The organism is Pandoraea pneumonica (genome assembly GCF_902459645.1).
GTDB lineage: Bacteria > Pseudomonadota > Gammaproteobacteria > Burkholderiales > Burkholderiaceae > Pandoraea > Pandoraea pneumonica.
Genome location: NZ_CABPSK010000001.1, coordinates 375,395 through 393,850 on the forward strand (window position 1 = coordinate 375,395; position 18,456 = coordinate 393,850).

Annotated in this window: 15 protein-coding genes; 9 read left to right on the top strand and 6 right to left on the bottom strand. The window is 63.4% G+C overall.

Annotated elements, in window-relative coordinates:
* Positions 1-252: 252 nt before the first annotated feature.
* Positions 253-4,284: a phosphoribosylformylglycinamidine synthase gene (purL, locus tag PPN31114_RS01725; RefSeq protein ID WP_150677773.1), complete on the top strand. Its 4,032-nt coding sequence runs from the start codon at positions 253-255 to the stop codon at positions 4,282-4,284.
* A 168-nt stretch (positions 4,285-4,452) separates the two neighbouring features.
* Here the strand turns inward: purL and PPN31114_RS01730 are convergent, their stop codons facing one another.
* From PPN31114_RS01730 to PPN31114_RS01755, 6 genes are all read right to left on the bottom strand, one after another.
* On the bottom strand, positions 4,453-5,247 hold the full coding sequence (locus PPN31114_RS01730) for a peptidylprolyl isomerase (protein ID WP_150677774.1): 795 nt from the start codon (positions 5,245-5,247) through the stop codon (positions 4,453-4,455).
* Positions 5,248-5,310: 63 nt separating this feature from the next.
* Positions 5,311-5,574, bottom strand: a complete 264-nt coding sequence (locus tag PPN31114_RS01735) for a BolA family protein (protein WP_150677775.1) — start codon at positions 5,572-5,574, stop codon at positions 5,311-5,313.
* 19 nt (positions 5,575-5,593) lie between these two features.
* Positions 5,594-6,127: a septation protein A gene (locus tag PPN31114_RS01740; protein WP_150677776.1), complete on the bottom strand. Its 534-nt coding sequence runs from the start codon at positions 6,125-6,127 to the stop codon at positions 5,594-5,596.
* A gap of 136 nt (positions 6,128-6,263) precedes the next feature.
* A complete protein-coding gene (locus PPN31114_RS01745; protein WP_174987559.1) occupies positions 6,264-6,674 on the bottom strand; it encodes a YgiW/YdeI family stress tolerance OB fold protein in 411 nt (136 codons plus the stop codon).
* A gap of 134 nt (positions 6,675-6,808) precedes the next feature.
* On the bottom strand, positions 6,809-7,243 hold the full coding sequence (msrB, locus tag PPN31114_RS01750; protein WP_150677778.1) for a peptide-methionine (R)-S-oxide reductase MsrB: 435 nt from the start codon (positions 7,241-7,243) through the stop codon (positions 6,809-6,811).
* 119 nt (positions 7,244-7,362) lie between these two features.
* Positions 7,363-8,928 carry a protein adenylyltransferase SelO gene (locus tag PPN31114_RS01755; RefSeq protein WP_150677779.1) on the bottom strand — a complete coding sequence of 522 codons (1,566 nt, stop codon included), beginning with the start codon at positions 8,926-8,928 and terminating at the stop codon, positions 7,363-7,365.
* A 325-nt stretch (positions 8,929-9,253) separates the two neighbouring features.
* Between PPN31114_RS01755 and PPN31114_RS01760 the strand changes: the two genes are divergently transcribed.
* The 8 genes from PPN31114_RS01760 to PPN31114_RS01795 all read left to right on the top strand — a co-directional run bounded on the left by PPN31114_RS01760 (position 9,254) and on the right by PPN31114_RS01795 (position 18,456).
* Positions 9,254-10,885 (top strand): 3-(methylthio)propionyl-CoA ligase, encoded by a 1,632-nt coding sequence (locus PPN31114_RS01760; RefSeq protein WP_150677780.1) that lies wholly within the window; start codon positions 9,254-9,256, stop codon positions 10,883-10,885.
* 233 nt (positions 10,886-11,118) lie between these two features.
* On the top strand, positions 11,119-12,075 hold the full coding sequence (locus PPN31114_RS01765; protein ID WP_150677781.1) for a branched-chain amino acid ABC transporter permease: 957 nt from the start codon (positions 11,119-11,121) through the stop codon (positions 12,073-12,075).
* Positions 12,075-13,457, top strand: a complete 1,383-nt coding sequence (locus PPN31114_RS01770; RefSeq protein WP_246182360.1) for a branched-chain amino acid ABC transporter permease — start codon at positions 12,075-12,077, stop codon at positions 13,455-13,457. Before PPN31114_RS01765 ends, PPN31114_RS01770 begins: the two co-directional genes overlap by 1 nt.
* Positions 13,454-14,275, top strand: a complete 822-nt coding sequence (locus PPN31114_RS01775) for an ABC transporter ATP-binding protein (RefSeq protein ID WP_150677782.1) — start codon at positions 13,454-13,456, stop codon at positions 14,273-14,275. Before PPN31114_RS01770 ends, PPN31114_RS01775 begins: the two co-directional genes overlap by 4 nt.
* Positions 14,268-15,044, top strand: a complete 777-nt coding sequence (locus PPN31114_RS01780; protein WP_150677783.1) for an ABC transporter ATP-binding protein — start codon at positions 14,268-14,270, stop codon at positions 15,042-15,044. Before PPN31114_RS01775 ends, PPN31114_RS01780 begins: the two co-directional genes overlap by 8 nt.
* A gap of 85 nt (positions 15,045-15,129) precedes the next feature.
* On the top strand, positions 15,130-17,226 hold the full coding sequence (locus PPN31114_RS01785) for a 3-hydroxyacyl-CoA dehydrogenase NAD-binding domain-containing protein (RefSeq protein WP_150677784.1): 2,097 nt from the start codon (positions 15,130-15,132) through the stop codon (positions 17,224-17,226).
* A 52-nt stretch (positions 17,227-17,278) separates the two neighbouring features.
* Positions 17,279-17,884 (top strand): bifunctional nicotinamidase/pyrazinamidase, encoded by a 606-nt coding sequence (gene pncA / locus PPN31114_RS01790; RefSeq protein ID WP_150677785.1) that lies wholly within the window; start codon positions 17,279-17,281, stop codon positions 17,882-17,884.
* A 131-nt stretch (positions 17,885-18,015) separates the two neighbouring features.
* Complete coding sequence (locus tag PPN31114_RS01795; RefSeq protein WP_150677786.1) at positions 18,016-18,456, top strand: PaaI family thioesterase; 441 nt, start codon at positions 18,016-18,018, stop codon at positions 18,454-18,456.

An 18,456-nucleotide genomic window follows, 5' to 3' on the forward strand; every position in this document is an offset into this window, starting at 1 on the left:
CCTCGCGGGGAGAAGGCCCGTGCGACAAGGGTTTGCGGGCAGAAAAAGTGGGCGGGTGCCCAGCTTGAGCCGGTCCCGAGGCGTTGGCAAAGCCCCCGTGCCGCCCGGTTCCTATGGCCGCGATCGCCCTGAGTTTGGCGTTCCGGCTTGCAAAATCGGACAACGCGCACTCGGGTATAACCCCGGGTAAGCAGGGTATAATCGCGGTTTGTCGTTCCCCCGCGTTTTGAACGCCTCGCCTTCCGTCCTTCCATGACTCACATTGCCTGCTTCGCCGGCGCCTTGGCGCTCTCCGAATTCCGCCAGCAACGTCTTTTGCAGACCCTGCAAGCCATCGACAGCTCGATCGTGCGTATCGACGCGCGCTACGTGCACCTGGTGGCCAGCGCCGCGCCGCTATCGAGCGACGACGTGGCCCGTGTGGCGGGCCTGCTGACCTACGGTGAGCCGGTGCGCGAAGAGCCGGTGGGCGACCAGTTGCTGGTCATCCCGCGTCTGGGCACGATCTCGCCGTGGGCGAGCAAGGCCACCGATATTGCGCACAACTGCGGTATCGCCGACGTACGCCGTATCGAGCGCGCCGTCGAATACACCGTTGGTGTGAAGTCGGGCCTGCTGGGCGGCAAGAAGTCGCTGTCGGCCGACGTCCTCGCACGCGTCGCGGACGTGCTGCACGACCGCATGACCGAGACGGTCGTCGCCACGCGCAAAGATGCCGAGGCGCTGTTCGTCGAGTTGCCCGCTAAGCCGTTGCAAACGGTCGACGTGATCGGAGTGGGCCGCAGCGCGCTGGAAGCCGCGAACCGCGAACTGGGTCTGGCGCTGGCCGAAGATGAAATCGACTATCTGGTTGAAGCGTTCGTCGGCCTGAAGCGTAACCCGACCGATGTCGAATTGATGATGTTCGCGCAGGCCAACAGCGAGCATTGCCGCCACAAGATTTTCAACGCGCAGTGGACGATCGACGGCGAAGCGCAAGACAAGTCGCTGTTCCAGATGATCAAGAACACGCACCAACTGCACCCGCAAGGTACGGTGGTGGCGTACTCGGACAACGCGTCGGTGATGGAAGGTGCCGAGGTCGAGCGTTGGTATCCGCGCGGTGCCGATGCCAAGTACGGCCGCAGCGTCGAGCTGACGCACACGCTGATGAAGGTCGAGACGCACAACCACCCGACGGCCATTTCGCCGTTCCCGGGCGCGTCGACGGGCGCGGGCGGCGAGATCCGCGACGAAGGCGCAACGGGCCGTGGATCGACGCCGAAGTCGGGGCTGACCGGCTTCACCGTCTCGAATCTGGCCCTGCCGGATGCACGCGAGCCGTGGGAAAACGACCGCGACGTCGCGGTGCCGCTCACGTTGCGCAAGCCTGACGACACCGGCGCCGATTACGGCCGCCCGGATCGCATCGCGTCGCCGCTGCAAATCATGATCGACGGCCCGCTCGGCGGCGCTGCGTTCAACAACGAATTTGGCCGTCCGAACCTCGGCGGTTACTTCCGTGTTTACGAGCAGAATGTCGGTGGCCGCGTACGTGGCTATCACAAGCCGATCATGATTGCCGGCGGGTTGGGCAATATCGCGGCACAACACACCCACAAACACGACCTGCCGGCCGGCACGCTGCTCATCCAGATCGGCGGCCCGGGCATGCGCATCGGCATGGGCGGCGGCGCTGCCAGCTCGATGGCCACCGGCACCAACACGGCGGAACTCGACTTCGACTCGGTGCAGCGCGGGAATCCGGAAATCGAACGCCGTGCGCAGGAAGTCATCAACTGGTGCTGGCGTCAGGGCGAGGCCAACCCGATCCTGTCGATTCATGACGTGGGCGCGGGCGGTATCTCGAACGCATTCCCCGAATTGGTCGACGGCGCAGGCAAGGGCGCGCTGTTCGATCTGCGTCAGGTGCAGCTTGAAGAGTCGGGCATGTCGCCTGCCGAGATTTGGAGCAATGAAGCGCAAGAGCGCTACGTGCTGGCGATTGCGCCGGACAGCTTCCCGGCATTCCAGGCGGTTTGCCAGCGTGAGCGTTGCCCGGTCGCTGTGGTCGGTGTTTCGACCGAAGAACGTCAACTGAAGCTGGTCGACCCGATGCATCCGGAGTCGCCGGATCCGGTCGACATGCCGATGGATGTGCTGCTCGGCAAGCCGCCGCGTATGCACCGCGATGTCACGCGTGTCGCGGCGGAACTTCCGCCGGTCGACGTGACCGGTCTGTCGCTCGACGAAGTGGCGCGTGCCGTGCTGCGTCACCCGACGGTGGCGAGCAAGTCGTTCCTGATTACCATTGGCGACCGTACCGTGGGCGGCTTGACCGCACGCGATCAGATGGTCGGTCCGTGGCAAGTGCCGGTGGCCGATTGCGCGATTTCGCTGATGGATTACGCCGGTTTCCGCGGCGAGGCGATGACGATGGGCGAGCGGACTCCGCTGGCCGTGATCAACGCCCCGGCATCGGGCCGCATGGCCGTTGGTGAAGCGATTACCAATATCGCCGCCGCGCCGATTGCTTCGCTGGATCAAATCAAGCTGTCGGCCAACTGGATGGCAGCGTGCGGTACCGAAGGCGAAGACGCTGCGCTGTTCGATACGGTCAAGGCTGTGGGCATGGAACTGTGCCCGGCGCTGGGGCTGTCGATTCCGGTCGGTAAAGATTCGTTGTCGATGCGCACCAAGTGGGAAGACGCTGGCCGCAGCAAGGACGTGGTGGCACCGGTTTCGTTGATCGTGTCGGCCTTTGCGCCGGTCGAAGACGTGCGTGGTCATCTGACGCCGCAACTGCGCTCGGCCGCCGAGGTGGGCGAGACGGTGCTGATCGCTATCGATCTGGGCCACAACAAGAACCGTTTGGGCGGCAGTATCCTCGCCCAAGTGACGCAGCAGATCGGCGACGTGGCACCGGATCTCGACGATCCGATGGACCTCAAGCGCTTCTTCGATGCGATTCAAGCGCTCAATAGCGACGGCAAGCTGCTGGCTTATCACGACCGCTCGGATGGCGGTCTGTTTGCCACGGTGGCCGAGATGGCGTTTGCCGGTCACGTGGGCGTGTCGCTCAATGTCGACATGCTTACGCTGGACGAAGGCTTCGAATCCGATTACGGCGACGCCAAAGACTGGGCGAAGCAGACGGTGGGCCGTCGCGAAGACAAGACGCTGCGCGCGCTGTTCTCCGAAGAGCTGGGCGGCGTGATTCAGGTGCGCGCGAGCGATCGCGACGCGGTGCTGCAAGCGCTGCGTGAAGCGGGTTTGTCGGCTTGCACGAACGTGATCGGCAAGCCGAACACGAACGACGTGATCGAGATTTATCGCGATGCCAAGAAAGTGTTCGGTGCGCCGCGTGCTGAACTGCAACGTCTCTGGTCGGAAGTCAGCTGGCGCATTGCGCGCCTGCGCGACAACCCGGCGGCTGCCGATGCGGAATACGAAGCGCTGAACGACACGAGCGATCCGGGCCTGTCGCCGAAACTCACGTTCGACGCGAACGAAGATATCGCGGCACCGTTCATCGCAACGGGTGTTCGCCCGAAGGTGGCGGTGTTGCGCGAGCAGGGTGTGAACTCGCACCTGGAAATGGCCTACGTGCTCGACAAGGCCGGTTTCGAAGCGTACGACGTGCACATGAGCGATCTGCTCGCTGGTCGTCAGGCGCTGGCCGACTTCAAGGGCTTTATCGCCTGCGGCGGCTTCTCGTATGGCGACACGCTGGGCGCGGGCGAAGGCTGGGCGAAGACGATTTTGTTCAACCCGGCGCTGGCCGAACAGTTTGCGGGCTTCTTCAACCGTGCCGATACGTTCGCGCTGGGCGTGTGCAACGGTTGCCAGATGATGAGCAACTTGTCGAACCTGATTCCGGGCGCTGCGGCTTGGCCGAAGTTCACGTACAACCAGTCGAAGTACGAAGCGCGTCTGACGCAAGTCGAAGTGCTCGACTCGCCGTCGTTGTTCTTTAAGGACATGGCGGGCTCGCAACTGCCGATCGTGATCGCGCACGGCGAGGGCTTCGCCAACTTCGGCCAGCAGGGCAACATCGATCAGGCGATTGCCGCGATGCGCTTTGTCGATCACCGTGGTCAGCCGACCGAGCAGTATCCGTTCAACCCGAACGGTTCGCCGCGCGGCCTTACGTCGGTGACGACGGCCGATGGCCGCTTCACGGTCATGATGCCGCACCCGGAGCGCGTGTTCCGCACGGTGCAAATGAGCTGGGCACCGGCGCAATGGGGTGAAGACAGCCCGTGGATGCGCATGTTCCGCAACGCACGCCGCTGGGTCGCGTAAGTCTGCTTTGTGAAGTATTGGGCGACGCCTCGGCGTCGTTGACGAGAAACCACCTGCCCTGTGATGGGACAGGTGGTTTTTTTATTGGACGCGCTGCGCGATGCGATCGCCCAAAGAAAAACCCGCCTCGCGGCGGGTTTTTCAAGTCAGACAAGACAGCGAAGATGCTTACTGAATCTTGGCTTTCTTCTCAAGACCGTCGATGAAGTTTTGAAGCTTCTCTTCTTGCATCTGTTGCACGAGTTGCGGCTTGACGTCGGCCAGCGGCGGGATCTGTGCGTCACGCATGTCGTCGAGCTCGATGACGTGATAGCCGAACGAGGTCTTCACCGGGGCTTGCGTGTACTGACCCTTTTGCAGCTTTTGCAGGGCATCGGCGAACTCCGGCACGTACGCATTCGCCGGCGACCAGTCGAGGTCACCACCGTTTTGCGCCGAACCCGGGTCCTTCGAGTACTGCTTGGCCAGATCGGCGAAACTTGCACCGCCCTTGAGCTTGGCAATGATGTCGTTGGCCGTCTTTTCATCCGGCACGAGGATGTGGCGAGCGTGGTATTCCTTGTCGCCGAATTGCTTCTTCAACTGGTCGTAGCGAGCCTGCAAGTCGGCATCGGTGACCGGCGAGGTCTTCTGGAAGTTGGCGATCAGCGCGCGGATCAGCACGCCTTGCTTAGCCAGTTCGACCTGAGCCTTCACGTCGGTGTTGCTTGCGAGGCCTTGACGCACAGCTTCTTGCGCGAGAATTTCGCGCTTGACCAGTTCTTCGCGCACTTGCTGTTGCAGTTGCGGCGAGTTCGGTTGGCCCTGACGAACCATTTCACGCACCATTGCGTCGGCACGCGAAACGGGCACCGGCGTGCCGTTCACGACGGCAACATTCTGGGCAAGGGCGGGGAGGGAGACGGCGGTCAGCGACACGGTGGCGGCAAGCGCCAAGGCCGTGCGGGCGAGTTTCAATGCCATGCTGTTTTTCCTAACGAATGACGAAGGCAAGGTTAATCGACGGGGGACGCGTCGCACGCGTTCTTACGCTTCGCCTGGGGCGAGCGCGACGATGGCGAGGGCGTGAATGCCGTTCTGCATCAAATCGGCAAGCGCATCATACACCAGCCGATGCCGCGCCACGCGGTTGCGGCCGGTGAAAGCGGCGGAGACGATACGAAGGTTGTAATGCCCGCCCGACGCCGCACCGGCATGGCCGGCATGACGCGCGCTGTCGTTCTCGAGCGCGAACTCGGTGGGAGCGAGGGCGGCAGTCAGACGCGCCTCGATTTGCTGTTCCATGGTCATGAGGGGGCTCCGGAGCGAATTAGTCGTCTTGCTTGATGTACTTCGCGAGCCAAAGGCTCTGCACGACGATGAACACCACCATGAGGCCCATGCCGCCGAACAGCTTGAAGTTCACCCAGACGTCGGTCGAGAACTGATAAGCGATGACCAGATTGAGCGCACCCATCGCGAGGAAGAAAAGCGCCCAGCTGAAATTCACGGAGCGCCACAGGTGCTCGGGCAAGGCCATTTGCTTTTCCATCATGGCGCGAATCAGGTTCTTATCGAACATGAGTTCCGCCACGAACAACGTCACCGCGAACAGCCAATAAAGCGCGGTGGGCTTCCACTTGATGAAGGTGTCGTTGTGCAACAGGATGGTGGCACCGCCGAAAACCACGATGATGCCGAGGCTCACCCACTGCATAGGCTCGACCTTGCGGTGGCGAACCCACATCCAGATGACCTGCGCGATCGTGGCGGCAATCGCAATGCCCGTGGCAACGTAAATGCCGGCGAACTTGAAGGCGACGAAAAACAGAATGACCGGTAACAGGTCGAACAGAAATTTCATGGGGTCTCGACTTGGGGGCTGCGGGCTTGCCAGTCTGAAGCATTCACGCTGAATCCGCGCTCAGCGCGCATCGGTGAATCCCGTCGAGCGGCAAACCCGCATTATATTTCAAAGCCCCTGCTATCAGAATGTGCGCTTAGCGAACGATTTCGAGTCGCTTCACGTCGATGTCGCTCGGACGATGACGATGGCGATCCACTTCACCGGTAATGCGCACGCGGGTCTTGTCGTCGATCTTGACGCCTTGCGGCCAGTACTTGTCGTCGAGCTCGATTTCGATGGTGTGGCCGGCGTCGTCGCGGAACGTGTAGTGCTCGTGCTTGATGCGGTTGACGATGAAGCCTTCAATGATGGCTTGCGAATCGTCGGGGGCGGAGAGTGCCTGCTGAACGTTCGTCACGCCGGGCATCACTGCCGGGCCGATCGTGCTGCCGGCGGCGGGGGCACCCGGGCCCGTGTACTGCGCGCTGGCCGGCGTAGCCGACAGCGCCGCAACGGTGGTGGCCGCTGCGAGAAGCAGGGCGAAGCGAGACTTTTGCACGGACATGAGAGGCGTTCCTTGTTTTTGATAGAGGAAACCCAGCATAGCAGAATACCAACCGCCAATCGGTGACTTCCCTGTATCGCTGCGGCGAGCCCATCGGCTCGATGGGACTCGCCAAACCAGGCGCGTTCGTCGCTTTAGTCGCCTTTTTCGGTCTTGCTACCGGCTTCGGCTTCGCCCGGTTTGTCGTCGAAGTTCAACGACGCCGAGTTGATGCAGTAACGCAAACCGGTCGGTGCGGGGCCGTCTTCGAACACGTGGCCAAGGTGCGCGTCGCAGTTATGGCAACGCACTTCCACGCGCACCATGCCGTGGCTGTAATCCATCACCTGATCGACACCCGCGCCCTCGATCGGCTTGCTATAGCTGGGCCAGCCGCAACCGGCGTCGAATTTGTCCGTCGATTGGAAGAGCGGCTCGCCGCAACAAACGCACCGGTAAGTGCCGTCTTTCCAGTGATCCCAATAGCGCCCGGTGAAGGCGCGTTCGGTCGCGGCGTTTCGGGTGACTTGGTACTCGACATCGTCGAGCTGGGCACGCCACTCGGCATCGCTCTTTTCCACTTTGCTCATGAAAACTCTCCTGACTATTTCCAGACCCGTCGTTACCCGGAATTCTACGTTCCGAGTGTCATCTGACGAGTCACATATTGGGATAATTCCCGGATTCGCAATGCGTCGCAACGTGTCAGTTACGACGAGCAGCTCACTTCCAATTGACCGGCCCAGTCGGGCGGCAGTTCGGCGTAGCGCGCAAACTCCGGTTGCTCGTCGTACGGGCGTGACAGCACGCGCAGCAACGTGTCGACTTCCGAAAAATCCTTCACTTGCGCTTGTCGAATGGCGACTTCGGCGAGATGGTTGCGCAGCACGTATTTCGGATTGACCAGACGCATCGCAACAGCGCGCTTCGCATCGGTGCTGGCCTCGTGGCGCAGACGTGCCCGATAGTCGACGGCCCACGCATCGAACCCCGGACGATCGATGAACATGTCACGCAGCGGTGCGTCTGCCGCTGGGTTATCGAGTTGCAGCGTCGCCAGCGAGCGGAACAGGTGCGTGAAGTCCACGCGCCCCTCATGCATCAGCTTGAAAAGACGGTTGATCAACGCCTCGTCATCGGCGTGCGACTCGCGCAGCCCCAGCTTGGCGCGCATGCGCAGGTCGATTTCCTCGGCAAAGCGTGTCTTGAAGACGGGCAACACCGATTGCGCGCGCTCGATCGCCTCATCTCCTTCACCGAACAGCGGCAGCAGCGCTTGCGCGAGACAGAACAGATTCCAGTACGCCACGTTGGGCTGTGCCTGATAGGCGTAGCGTCCCTGCGTATCCGAGTGATTGCAGATGTGATGGGCGTTGAATGCGTCGAGAAAACCGAACGGGCCGTAATCGATCGTGAGGCCCAGAATCGACATGTTGTCCGTATTCATCACGCCATGGCAGAAGCCCACGGCTTGCCAGTGCGCAATGAGTTCTGCGGTCGCGTCGCAGACGGCTTCGAGCAGCGCGAGATACGGATTGTCGGCGTCGCGGCAATGCGGGTAATGGTGATCGATGGTGAAGTCGGCGAGTTGGCGCAAGGCCTCGTGCTGACCGGCCGCCCAGAAGTGCTCGAAGTGCCCGAAGCGGATGAAGCTGGGCGAGAGGCGCGTGACGACGGCCGCCGTCTCGATCGTTTCGCGGCGCACCGGCGCATCCGAGCCGATCACGCAAAGCGCGCGGGTCGTCGGCACGCCGAGATGGAACATGGCTTCCGAACAGAGAAACTCGCGAATCGACGAGCGCAACACGGCGCGGCCATCGCCCATACGCGAGTACGGCGTGAGGCCGCCCCCTTTGAGCTGAATTTCCCAGCGCCCGCCGGCGCCATCGGCTTCTCCGAGAAGCAGCGCACGGCCGTCGCCAAGCTGACCGGCCCAGACCCCGAACTGATGACCCGAGTAGACGCTGGCGAGCGGATCGCCGCCTGGCAACGGCTGATTGCCGGCGAACGTTGCCAGAAACTCCGGATCGCGCGCAGCCTCGGGCGACCATCCGAGCAGGCGTGCGGCGTCGGCAGAAAAGCCGACGAGATAAGGCTCGGGCAACGGCTGGGGTGAGAGGCGGGTGTAGAAGTCGGGGCCGAGCGTCGCGAATCGGTTCGCCAAATTAAGGGTGCCGAAATTTTTGAGCGAAGAGGACGACGCGGGGGACGACGCGGGGGACGACGCGGGGGCCGACGCCGAGGAGGCGCTTGCGGGGCGGTCTGAAGCCGACATTGGGGACGTTCCTGATGGTGAACAAACATTCTACTTGAGGTGTCCTGTGCCTGCTGCCGCTTGGCGAGGCAGCGAGGAGCCATGGTGCAGGGCACTTTGCTGGTGTTTCGCGTGGAAGGCCAGCAGGCGGGGGATGCCGCGCTTGCTGCGCCGCACAAGCGATCGGCGTTGACCGGCGGCCCGGGCGCGTCAAGAATCGGAGTGCGTGGCACCATGAATGCACGCATGAGACGTGCCAGCCTGCCACGTGCCGTGTTTCATCCCAGCCGTAGCCCAGACGTATCCCGATATTCCGGTAATCCCGACTTTTCTGGAGATTCGACGCATGGCAACACCGCTCCTCGGCCAGATGATGGCCGCGCCGCTGCTGATTTCTTCGCTACTCACGCACGCTGCCCGCCATCATGGCGACACCGAAATCGTTTCGCGTCGCGTGGAAGGCGACATTCATCGCTACACCTGGCGCGACGCCGAGCAGCGAAGCCGGCAACTGGCCCAGGCGTTGCAACGGCTTGGCGTGGGCGCGGGCGAGCGGGTGGGCACGCTGGCATGGAACGGTTATCGCCATCTCGAGCTCTACTACGGCGTCTCGGGCATGGGCAGCGTCGTGCACACGATCAACCCGCGCCTGTTCCCCGAGCAAATTGCCTTCATCGTGAATCACGCCGAAGACCGCTACGTGGCCTTCGACATCAACTTCATGCCGCTGGTCGAAGCGATCGCGCCGCAATGCCCCGGGGTTCAGGGCTGGATCGCCATGACCGACCGCGCGCATCTGCCCGCGTCGACGCTGCCGTTGCTGTGCTACGAAGACCTGCTCGCGGCCGAGGACGCCAACGCTTACCAATGGCCCGAGATGGACGAAAACACGGCCTCCGGGTTGTGCTACACGTCGGGCACCACCGGCAACCCCAAGGGCGTGCTCTACAGTCATCGCTCGACGGTGTTGCACGCATTTGGCGCCTCGCTGCCCGACGCCATGGCGATGTCGGCGCGCGACGCCGTGCTGCCCGTCGTGCCGATGTTCCATGTCAATGCGTGGGGTATGCCGTATTCCAGCGCGCTCGTCGGTGCCAAGCTGGTGTTCCCCGGCAAAGACCTCGACGGCAAGTCCCTCTATGAATTGTTCGAAGCCGAGGGCGTGACGTTCTCGGCGGGCGTGCCGACCGTCTGGCTCGGTTTGCTCACGTATGTGAAGTCGATCGGCGCGCGATTCTCGACGCTGGAGCGCACGGTGATCGGCGGCTCGGCGTGCCCACCGGCGATGCTCACGACGTTCGAGCGCGATTACGGCGTGCGCGTCATCCATGCCTGGGGCATGAGCGAGATGTCGCCGCTCGGCACGCTTTGCCACCTGCGCAAGCATCATCGCGACCTGCCCGAGGACGCCCAGCAACACATTCTGGAGAAGCAGGGCACGGCGATTTATGGCGTCGATCTGAAGATTGTCGGCCCCGAAGGCGAAGAATTGCCATGGGACGGCAAGGCATTCGGCGACCTCCACGCTCGGGGTCCGTGGGTGCTCGACCGGTATTTCCGTGGTGAGTCGTCGCCGCTGGTGGATGGCTGGTTCCCAACAGGCGATGTGGCGACGATCGACCCCGAGGGCTACGTTCAGATCACCGACCGCAGTAAGGACGTGATCAAGTCGGGCGGCGAGTGGATCAGCTCCATCGATGTGGAAAACATTGCAATGGCCCACCCCGAGATTCACGAGGCGGCGTGCATTGCGGTTCGACATCCGAAGTGGGAGGAGCGCCCGTTGCTGGTGGTCGTGCGCAAGCCCGGTTCGTCGCTCACCCGCGAGGACGTGTTGGCGTTCTACGAGGGCCGCGTCGTGAAGTGGTGGATTCCCGATGACGTCGTGTTTGTCGACGAGATTCCCCACACCGCGACCGGCAAGATGCTCAAGCTCAAACTACGTGAGCGATTCCGCGACTATCAAGCGGCGTCATAAGCTACGCAATCACCGAACGTCTGCCGGAATTGTCTGACGGGACAACCGGCAGTGTCTCAAAAGCCAGTCGCGACGCGGATTCAAGGCAGATTCGCCGTGAATCCGGCGGTCGGCGGCCCCTATAATGTCAGCCAGATTTTCGTTCGACGCGGCGCAGCGCCTGCTCGCTGAATAGGCGCGAGTTGCCGCGTCTTTCGTTGGCATCGACACAAGACATTGACCAAGGAGTCGCAGTGCATTTTCTGAGCGCCACGGCTGGCCTCATCCTCGTGAACGGCGTGAGCTACGGCTTGCTGCTCTTCATGTTGTCGAGCGGGCTCACGTTGATTTTCAGCATGCTCGGCGTGCTGAACTTCGCGCATGCCAGCTTCTACATGCTCGGGGCGTACTTTGCTTATGCGTTGTCTTCGGCAATCGGTTTCTGGCCCGCACTGATCTTCGCGCCACTGATCGTAGGCGTCTTCGGCGCCGCGTTCGAGCGTGGCATCTTGCGGCGCCTGCGCTCCCGAGGGGCATTGGCGGAACTGCTGGCGACCTTCGGTCTGGCGTATCTCGTGGTGGAACTGGTGCAACTGGTTTGGGGGCGCGGGCCTGTCGACTACGTCGTGCCAGCAGCGTTCGAGGGCGTGCTGGTCAATGTGATGGGCGTGGCGGTACCGGCTTACCGGCTGTTCCTGATGGCGCTCGCGTGTGCGGTTGCGTTGCTGGTGTGGGTCGCGTTTCGTGCCACGCGTGCCGGGCTGGTGCTACAGGCGGCGTTGGCGCAACCGGCCATGACGCAGGCCCTTGGCTATAACGTGCCTGCGCTTTACACGGGGGTGTTTGCTTGCGGCGCTGCGTTGGCGGCACTCGCGGGCGCGGCGGGCGGTAACGTGTTGGTCACTGAGCCGGGCATGGCCGCGACGGTTGGCAGTGTGGTTTTTGTCGTGGTTGTGGTGGGCGGACTAGGTTCGTTGAGTGGCGCATTCGTCGCGTCGCTGCTGATCGGCGTCTTGCAGACATGGGCGGTGACGAGCGATGCGAGTCTAGCGCCATGGTGGCCGCAGGCCACGCAGAGCGCGCTGCTCGATGCGCTCGCGCCGCTCTCCCGATTGACGTTGTCGCAGTTGGCACCCGCCGTGCCATATCTGCTGATGGTAGCGGTGCTGTTGTGGCGGCCACGCGGTTTGCTCGGCGTGCGGGAGGGGTGATGCTCGACGTACCCGACAACGCATCTCGCAGCCACATTGATCCTCTTGATCCCCTTGGCCCCGTCGGCCCCATCCAGCACGCCGATCGCAATGACCAGCGTGCGAGCGCGGCGATTTGGGCGGCATTCGCGATGCTGCTCGTCGCGTTACCGCTGTGCTTCCCGTCCGACGCTGCGCTCACGCTGATGACGCAGATGGGGACGGCGGCCATTCTTGCGCTGTCGTTCAACTTGCTGCTTGGTTCGACGGGCTTGCTGAGTTTTTGTCACGCGACGTATGCGGGCATCGGTGCGTATGCGGGGGTCTGGTGCATGAATCGCATCGGTGCCGGGGCGTTGCCGGTATCGATGATCGTCGTGCCGCTCGCCGGTGCGGTGGCAGGAGCGCTGGCGGGGGCGACGCTCGGTTTTGTCACCACGCGCCGCGCGGGGATGACGTTCGCGATGATTACGCTGGGCGTGGCGGAATTGGTCTGGGTCATGGCCGCGATGTTGCCCGAGTGGTTCGGCGGGGAGCGCGGCATTGCCACCGACCGCACGCTGGGCGCGCCATGGCTCGGCCTGACCTTCGGTTCCCAGCGCGAGGTCTATGGTCTCGTCGCCGTCTGGCTCTTCGTGTGCGCGGCGTTGATGTATGGCGTGACGCGCACACCACTCGGTTTTCTCGCGCGTGCGGTGCGCGACAACGCGGCGCGCGTCGCGTTTCTGGGGCAGTCGCCTGCGGCCGTACGTTACCGGATGCAGATCATTGCCGCGGCGTTTGCCGGGGTGGCTGGGGCGCTCGGTGCGCTCAATTTCGAACTGGTCAGCGCAGACACCTTCAGTCTTGAGCGCTCCGGCGTCGTGTTGGTATTCACGGTGCTGGGCGGCACGGCCTACTTCGCCGGTCCGATCGCGGGTGCGGTCATCGGCGTTTTCGCGACCGTGGTGCTGGCAACGCTCACGAGGGCGTGGCAGTTGTATCTAGGGTTGAGTTTTCTTGCCGTCGTGGTGTTTGCGCCGGGCGGCATCGCAGGGCTGGCCGCTGCGCACGTGCGGGCGCTTCGAGGGCTTCGCGCGCAGCATCGTGGCGGGTTACGGCATCTGTGGCGTCCGTATCTGGCCGTTTGCGCGGGGTGCGCGCTGTTGGCGGGCGGACTGATTGCCTTGGTGGAAATGACTTACAGCGCGCGTCTCGCCGTGACCGCTACGGCCGAGCGCGGACCGTCGTGGCTGGGCGACATGAGCGCACCTCATGGATGGCATGTTTTGGTACCGTGGGGCATTGCGATGATCAGTCTGCTGCTCGGTGTGGCGTGCCTGCGCCGGGCGTGGCCCCGCTTGTGCCACGTTTCGCGCCAAGTCGCGCGCTCGGCGATCAAAGCACCCGGAGGGCAGCCATGACGCGCGCAAACAGCGACGCACGCGTGTCGTCACAGCCGATCCTCAGCGTGCGCGGGGTCCGGAAGTCGTTCGGGCGCACGCAGGTGCTCGACTCCGTCGACCTGACACTGGCGCCGGGCGAGCGGCTGGCGATCATCGGCCCGAATGGCGCGGGCAAGAGCACGCTCTTCGACGTAATCTCCGGGCGTACGACGCCTGACCATGGCCGCGTCTTACTCGGCGAGCACGATGTGACAGGCCGGGCGCCCCATGTCATCAGCCGTCTGGGCTTATCGCGCAGCTTCCAGACGTCGCAACTGTTTATGGAGACGAGCGTCGTCGATCATCTGCGATGTGCGGCGTTGTGGCCGAGCGGGCACCGCTACACCTTCTGGCGACGTATGCGCGGGTTGCGCGACGTCACGGCCATCAGTGAGGCGTGGTTGGTGCGGCTCGGGCTGGATACCCGCCGCGATGATCCGGCGGGCGCACTTAGCTACGCCGAGCAACGCGTACTGGAGATCGGCCTGTGTGCCGCGGCTGCCGGGCAGGTGATGCTGCTCGACGAGCCGACGGCAGGCATGAGTCAGTCCGAATCGGCCCGCGTCGTTGCGCTTATCGCCGAGCTTAGCCGTGGCCGGTCGCTGTTGATGATCGAGCACGATATGCGCGTCGTATTTTCGCTCGCCGACCGGATCGCCGTGCTCGCGCGCGGAAAGATTATCGCGTGCGATGCGCCGTCGCGGATTCGCGAACACCCGGATGTCCGCACGGCGTATCTAGGCGAGTATGCCGATGCCTTGGGCGCGGCCTCTGCCGGAAGGGGGCGCGATGCTTGATCTCGTCGACGTGAAGGCTGGCTATGGCGGCGCTCGCGTGCTCAACGGCGTCACGTTGCGTGTGGAACCTGGCGAAATCGTGGCCGTGCTGGGGCGCAACGGCGCTGGCCGGTCCACGCTCGCGCGCGCCATCATGGGACAACTGCCTCGGCAGGGCGAGATTCGCTGGCAGGGCAAATCGCTCGTGTCGCTGGCCCCGCACGAGATCGCCCGGCTCGGCATCGGCTATGTCCCGGAGACGCGTGACGTTTTCGGCCCACTCACCGTGACGCAAAACCTGCTGCTAGGTCAGCGAGGCACGCACGCGCCCAGCCGGTGGTGGCAGCGAGCGGGGCGTCGCAGCGAGCCGGAACAGGCGGGACAGGGGGTGCAGGGGCAGGCGTCGAGGCCCCGAGCGCTCACGCTGGCGCAGGCCTTCGAGCGCTTCGAGGAACTGGCACCGCGCCGGGACGCCCCGTCGGCGGCGCTCTCAGGCGGCGAGCAACAATTGCTGTCGCTGTGCCGCGCGTTAATGGCCGGTCCCGATCTGCTAATTGTCGACGAGCCCACCGAAGGGCTGGCGCCACGCGTGGTCGCCCGTATCGGGCGCATTCTGACGGAGCTGCGCGCGTCCGGCGTCGCCATCTTGCTCATCGAGCAGAAGCTGTCGCTCGCGCTGAGTTGTGCACAACGCGTGGCGGTCATGGGCCGCGGCGCACTGGTATTCGAAGGCACGCCGGGCGAACTGGCGGGCGCAGACGACATTCGTGCCGAATGGTTGGAGGTCTAGCTGCGCTAGAATCGAACGATCGTTCTGCCGCAGTCGACGCACTGACGGCACCCCCAACGGCACCACAATAAGGAAAGAGACAACGATGAGCACGGCATATGAAGTCCGTGACGGCGTAGCCGTCATTACGCTGGAGAATCCCCCGGTCAATGGGCTGGGGCACGCGACGCGTACCGGCATTGCCGAGGGGCTGACCACGGCGCAGGCCGACGCACAGGTACGCGCCATCGTGCTGATCGGCAGCGGCAAGGCGTTCTCGGGCGGTGCGGACATTCGCGAGTTCAATACGCCGAAGGCCACGCAAAGCCCGCTGCTCGTCGATGTGATCAATGCGCTGGACGCCTGCGCGAAGCCGGTGGTCGCTGCCGTACACGCTGTCGCGATGGGCGGCGGGCTGGAACTTGCGCTGGCGTGTCATTACCGCGTGGCGTTGCCGGGCGCACAAATTGCCCTGCCTGAAGTCAAGCTCGGGCTGCTGCCCGGTGCGGGCGGCACACAACGGCTGCCGCGCGCCATCGGCGTGACGCGCGCGCTCGATATGGTGGTGACGGGCAAAGTCGTGAAATCGGAAGCGCTGGCAGGCTCGCTGTTTGCCAAGATGCTCGAAGGCACGCATGACGATCTTCTGACGGGCGCTATCGCCTTTGCGAACGAAGTCGCCGCGCATGGAGAATCGCTTCCGCGCTTGCGCGATGTTGCGATCGAAGACGCCGATGGTTCGGCGCAGGCTGCCATCGACGCGGCGCGCGAGAAAGTGCAGCGCGAGCAACCGCATTTCCCCGCGCCGCAAAAATGCGTGGCAGCGGTGGAGGCGGCGCTGCTGCGTCCGTTTGACGATGGCGTGAAGTTCGAGCGTGAATGTTTCGTGTCGCTCGTCACGTCGCCGGAATCGAAAGCGCTGCGGCATGCGTTCCTCGGTGAGCGTGCAGCGGCCAAGATTGCGGACGTGCCCGACGATACGCCGGTTCGCAACATCGAGCGTGTGGCGGTGATCGGCGCGGGCACGATGGGCAGCGGCATCGCCATGACGTTTGCCAATGCCGGAATTCCCGTGACGCTGGTCGATACCACGGACGCGGCGCTCGCCCGGGGCTTTGAGGCGATGCGCGGCAATTACGCACGCGCTGTGACACGCGGCAAGATGGCCGCCGACGAAGCACAGAAGCGCCTCGCGCGCATTCACGGCAGTTCCGACTTCAACGCCGTGGCAAACGCCGACCTGATCGTCGAAGCCGTCTTCGAAGACATGGCGATCAAGCAGGTGGTGTTCCGCGAACTCGACAAGGTGGCAAAGTCGGGCGCGATCCTCGCGTCGAATACGTCGACTCTCAATCTGGATGTGCTCGCTGAAACCACAGGACGTGCGCAAGACGTGATCGGCATGCATTTCTTCAGCCCGGCCAATGTCATGCGGTTGCTCGAAGTTGTGCGTGGTGCCCATACCGCCAACGATGTGCTGGCCACGGTGATGAAGCTCGCCAAACGTATCGGCAAGCTCGCCGTTGTGGCGCGCGTGTGCGACGGTTTCATCGGCAACCGCATGCTCGAACCGTATTTCAAACAATCGCAATGGATGATCGAGCAGGGCGCGTCGCCCGCGCAAATCGATGCTGCCATCGAGCGGTTCGGCTTTGCGATGGGGCCGTTCCGGACCAGCGATCTGGCGGGTAACGACGTGAGCTGGGCGATTCGCAAGCGTCGGCATGCCGAACAGCCGGGGCTGGTGTATCCGAAGATTGCCGATGTGCTGTGCGAAGCCGGTCGCTATGGTCAGAAGACCCATGCCGGTTGGTACAACTATTCCGATGGCGACCGTACTCCGCATGAGTCGGCCGAGGTCGAGCGGATGATCGACGACTATCGCCGCGAACACGGCATCGTGCCGCACTCGTTCACCGATGCCGAAATCGTCGATCGGCTCGTCTATGCGCTGGTCAATGAAGGTGCAAAGGTGCTGGCCGACGGCACGGCGGCGCGCGCGTCGGACATCGATATGGTGTATCTGAACGGTTACGGTTTCCCGTTATGGCGCGGCGGACCGATGCTCTACGCCGATACGGTGGGGCTCGACAAGGTGCTGGCGCGCGTACGCGAATTCGAAGCGAGTGCGCATGGTGAAGATTGGACGCCTGCGGCACGCCTTGTCGAATTGGCCGAGAGCGGGAAGCGTTTTAACGGGTAATGGCAATGCGCGGCAGCGGGTTCGCCGCGCGACAAGCGGGCAGGAGAATGCAATGAAACCGATGGACGAAGTCTTGCTCGTGATCGACGTGCAATACGATTTCATGCCCGGTGGCGCGCTTGCGGTGCCGCATGGCGACGAGGTCGTACCGGCCATCAACGCGCTGGCTGGCGGCTTTTCGCACGTGGTACTCACGCAAGACTGGCATCCGTCGGGGCATGTCTCGTTTGCCGAGAATCATCCCGGACGGCAGCCGTTCGAGACGATCGCGCTGCCCTACGGCGAGCAGGTGCTGTGGCCGGCGCACTGTGTGCAAGACACGCGCGGCGCGGCCTTGCACGACGCACTGCACATTCCGCAAGCGCAGGCCATAGTACGCAAGGGCTATCACCCTGCGGTGGACAGCTATTCCGCGTTTCTCGAGGCCGATCGAAAGACGCCGACCGGACTGACCGGCTATTTGCGAGACAAAGGTGTCCGGCGCGTGCATTGCGTGGGGCTGGCGACCGACTTTTGTGTGGCATGGAGCGCACTCGACGCCAAGGCGGCGGGCTTCGAAGTTTGCGTGATCGAGCACGCTTGTCGTGCCATCGATTTGAATGGCTCGCTGGCCAAGGCGTGGGCGTCGTTGTCTGACGCGGGCGTGGCGCGCGAGTGAATGATTTAACCGGGACGCAGCCGCTGTGGACTGCGTCTCATGCTGAAAATGACGGAAATGTTTTACCCAATGCCTTATCGACACGACAGCCGCCGTTGCGGCGCATCCCATTTGAATCACTGGAGCCCGCGATGAGCACGTTATCGATCCGCTCCGGCTTTATCGATCACCTCGGCATCGAGCTTTTGCGTGCCGAAGGGGGCGAGTCCGAACTGCGTCTGAATCTCGCACCCCAGCACTTGAACAGTTGGGAAGTGATGCACGGGGGCGTGACGATGGCGCTGCTCGATGTGGCGCTGAGTACCGCGAGCCGCAGTGCCGCACCGGAGGGCAGCGGTGTCGTGACCATCGAAATGAAGACGAGCTTTATGCAACCGGGGTCGGGCGAGATGCGCGCGTTTGGCCGCGTGCTGCATCGCTCGACGACGATGGCGTATTGCGAAGGCGAAGTGCGCGACGCCGACGGCAAATTGGTTGCCAAGGCGATGGGCACGTTCAAATATTTGCGTCGATTGGCGGTGGGCCGCGAGGTTCGCCAGCAACGACGTCCCGACGATCCGCAAGGCGACTAA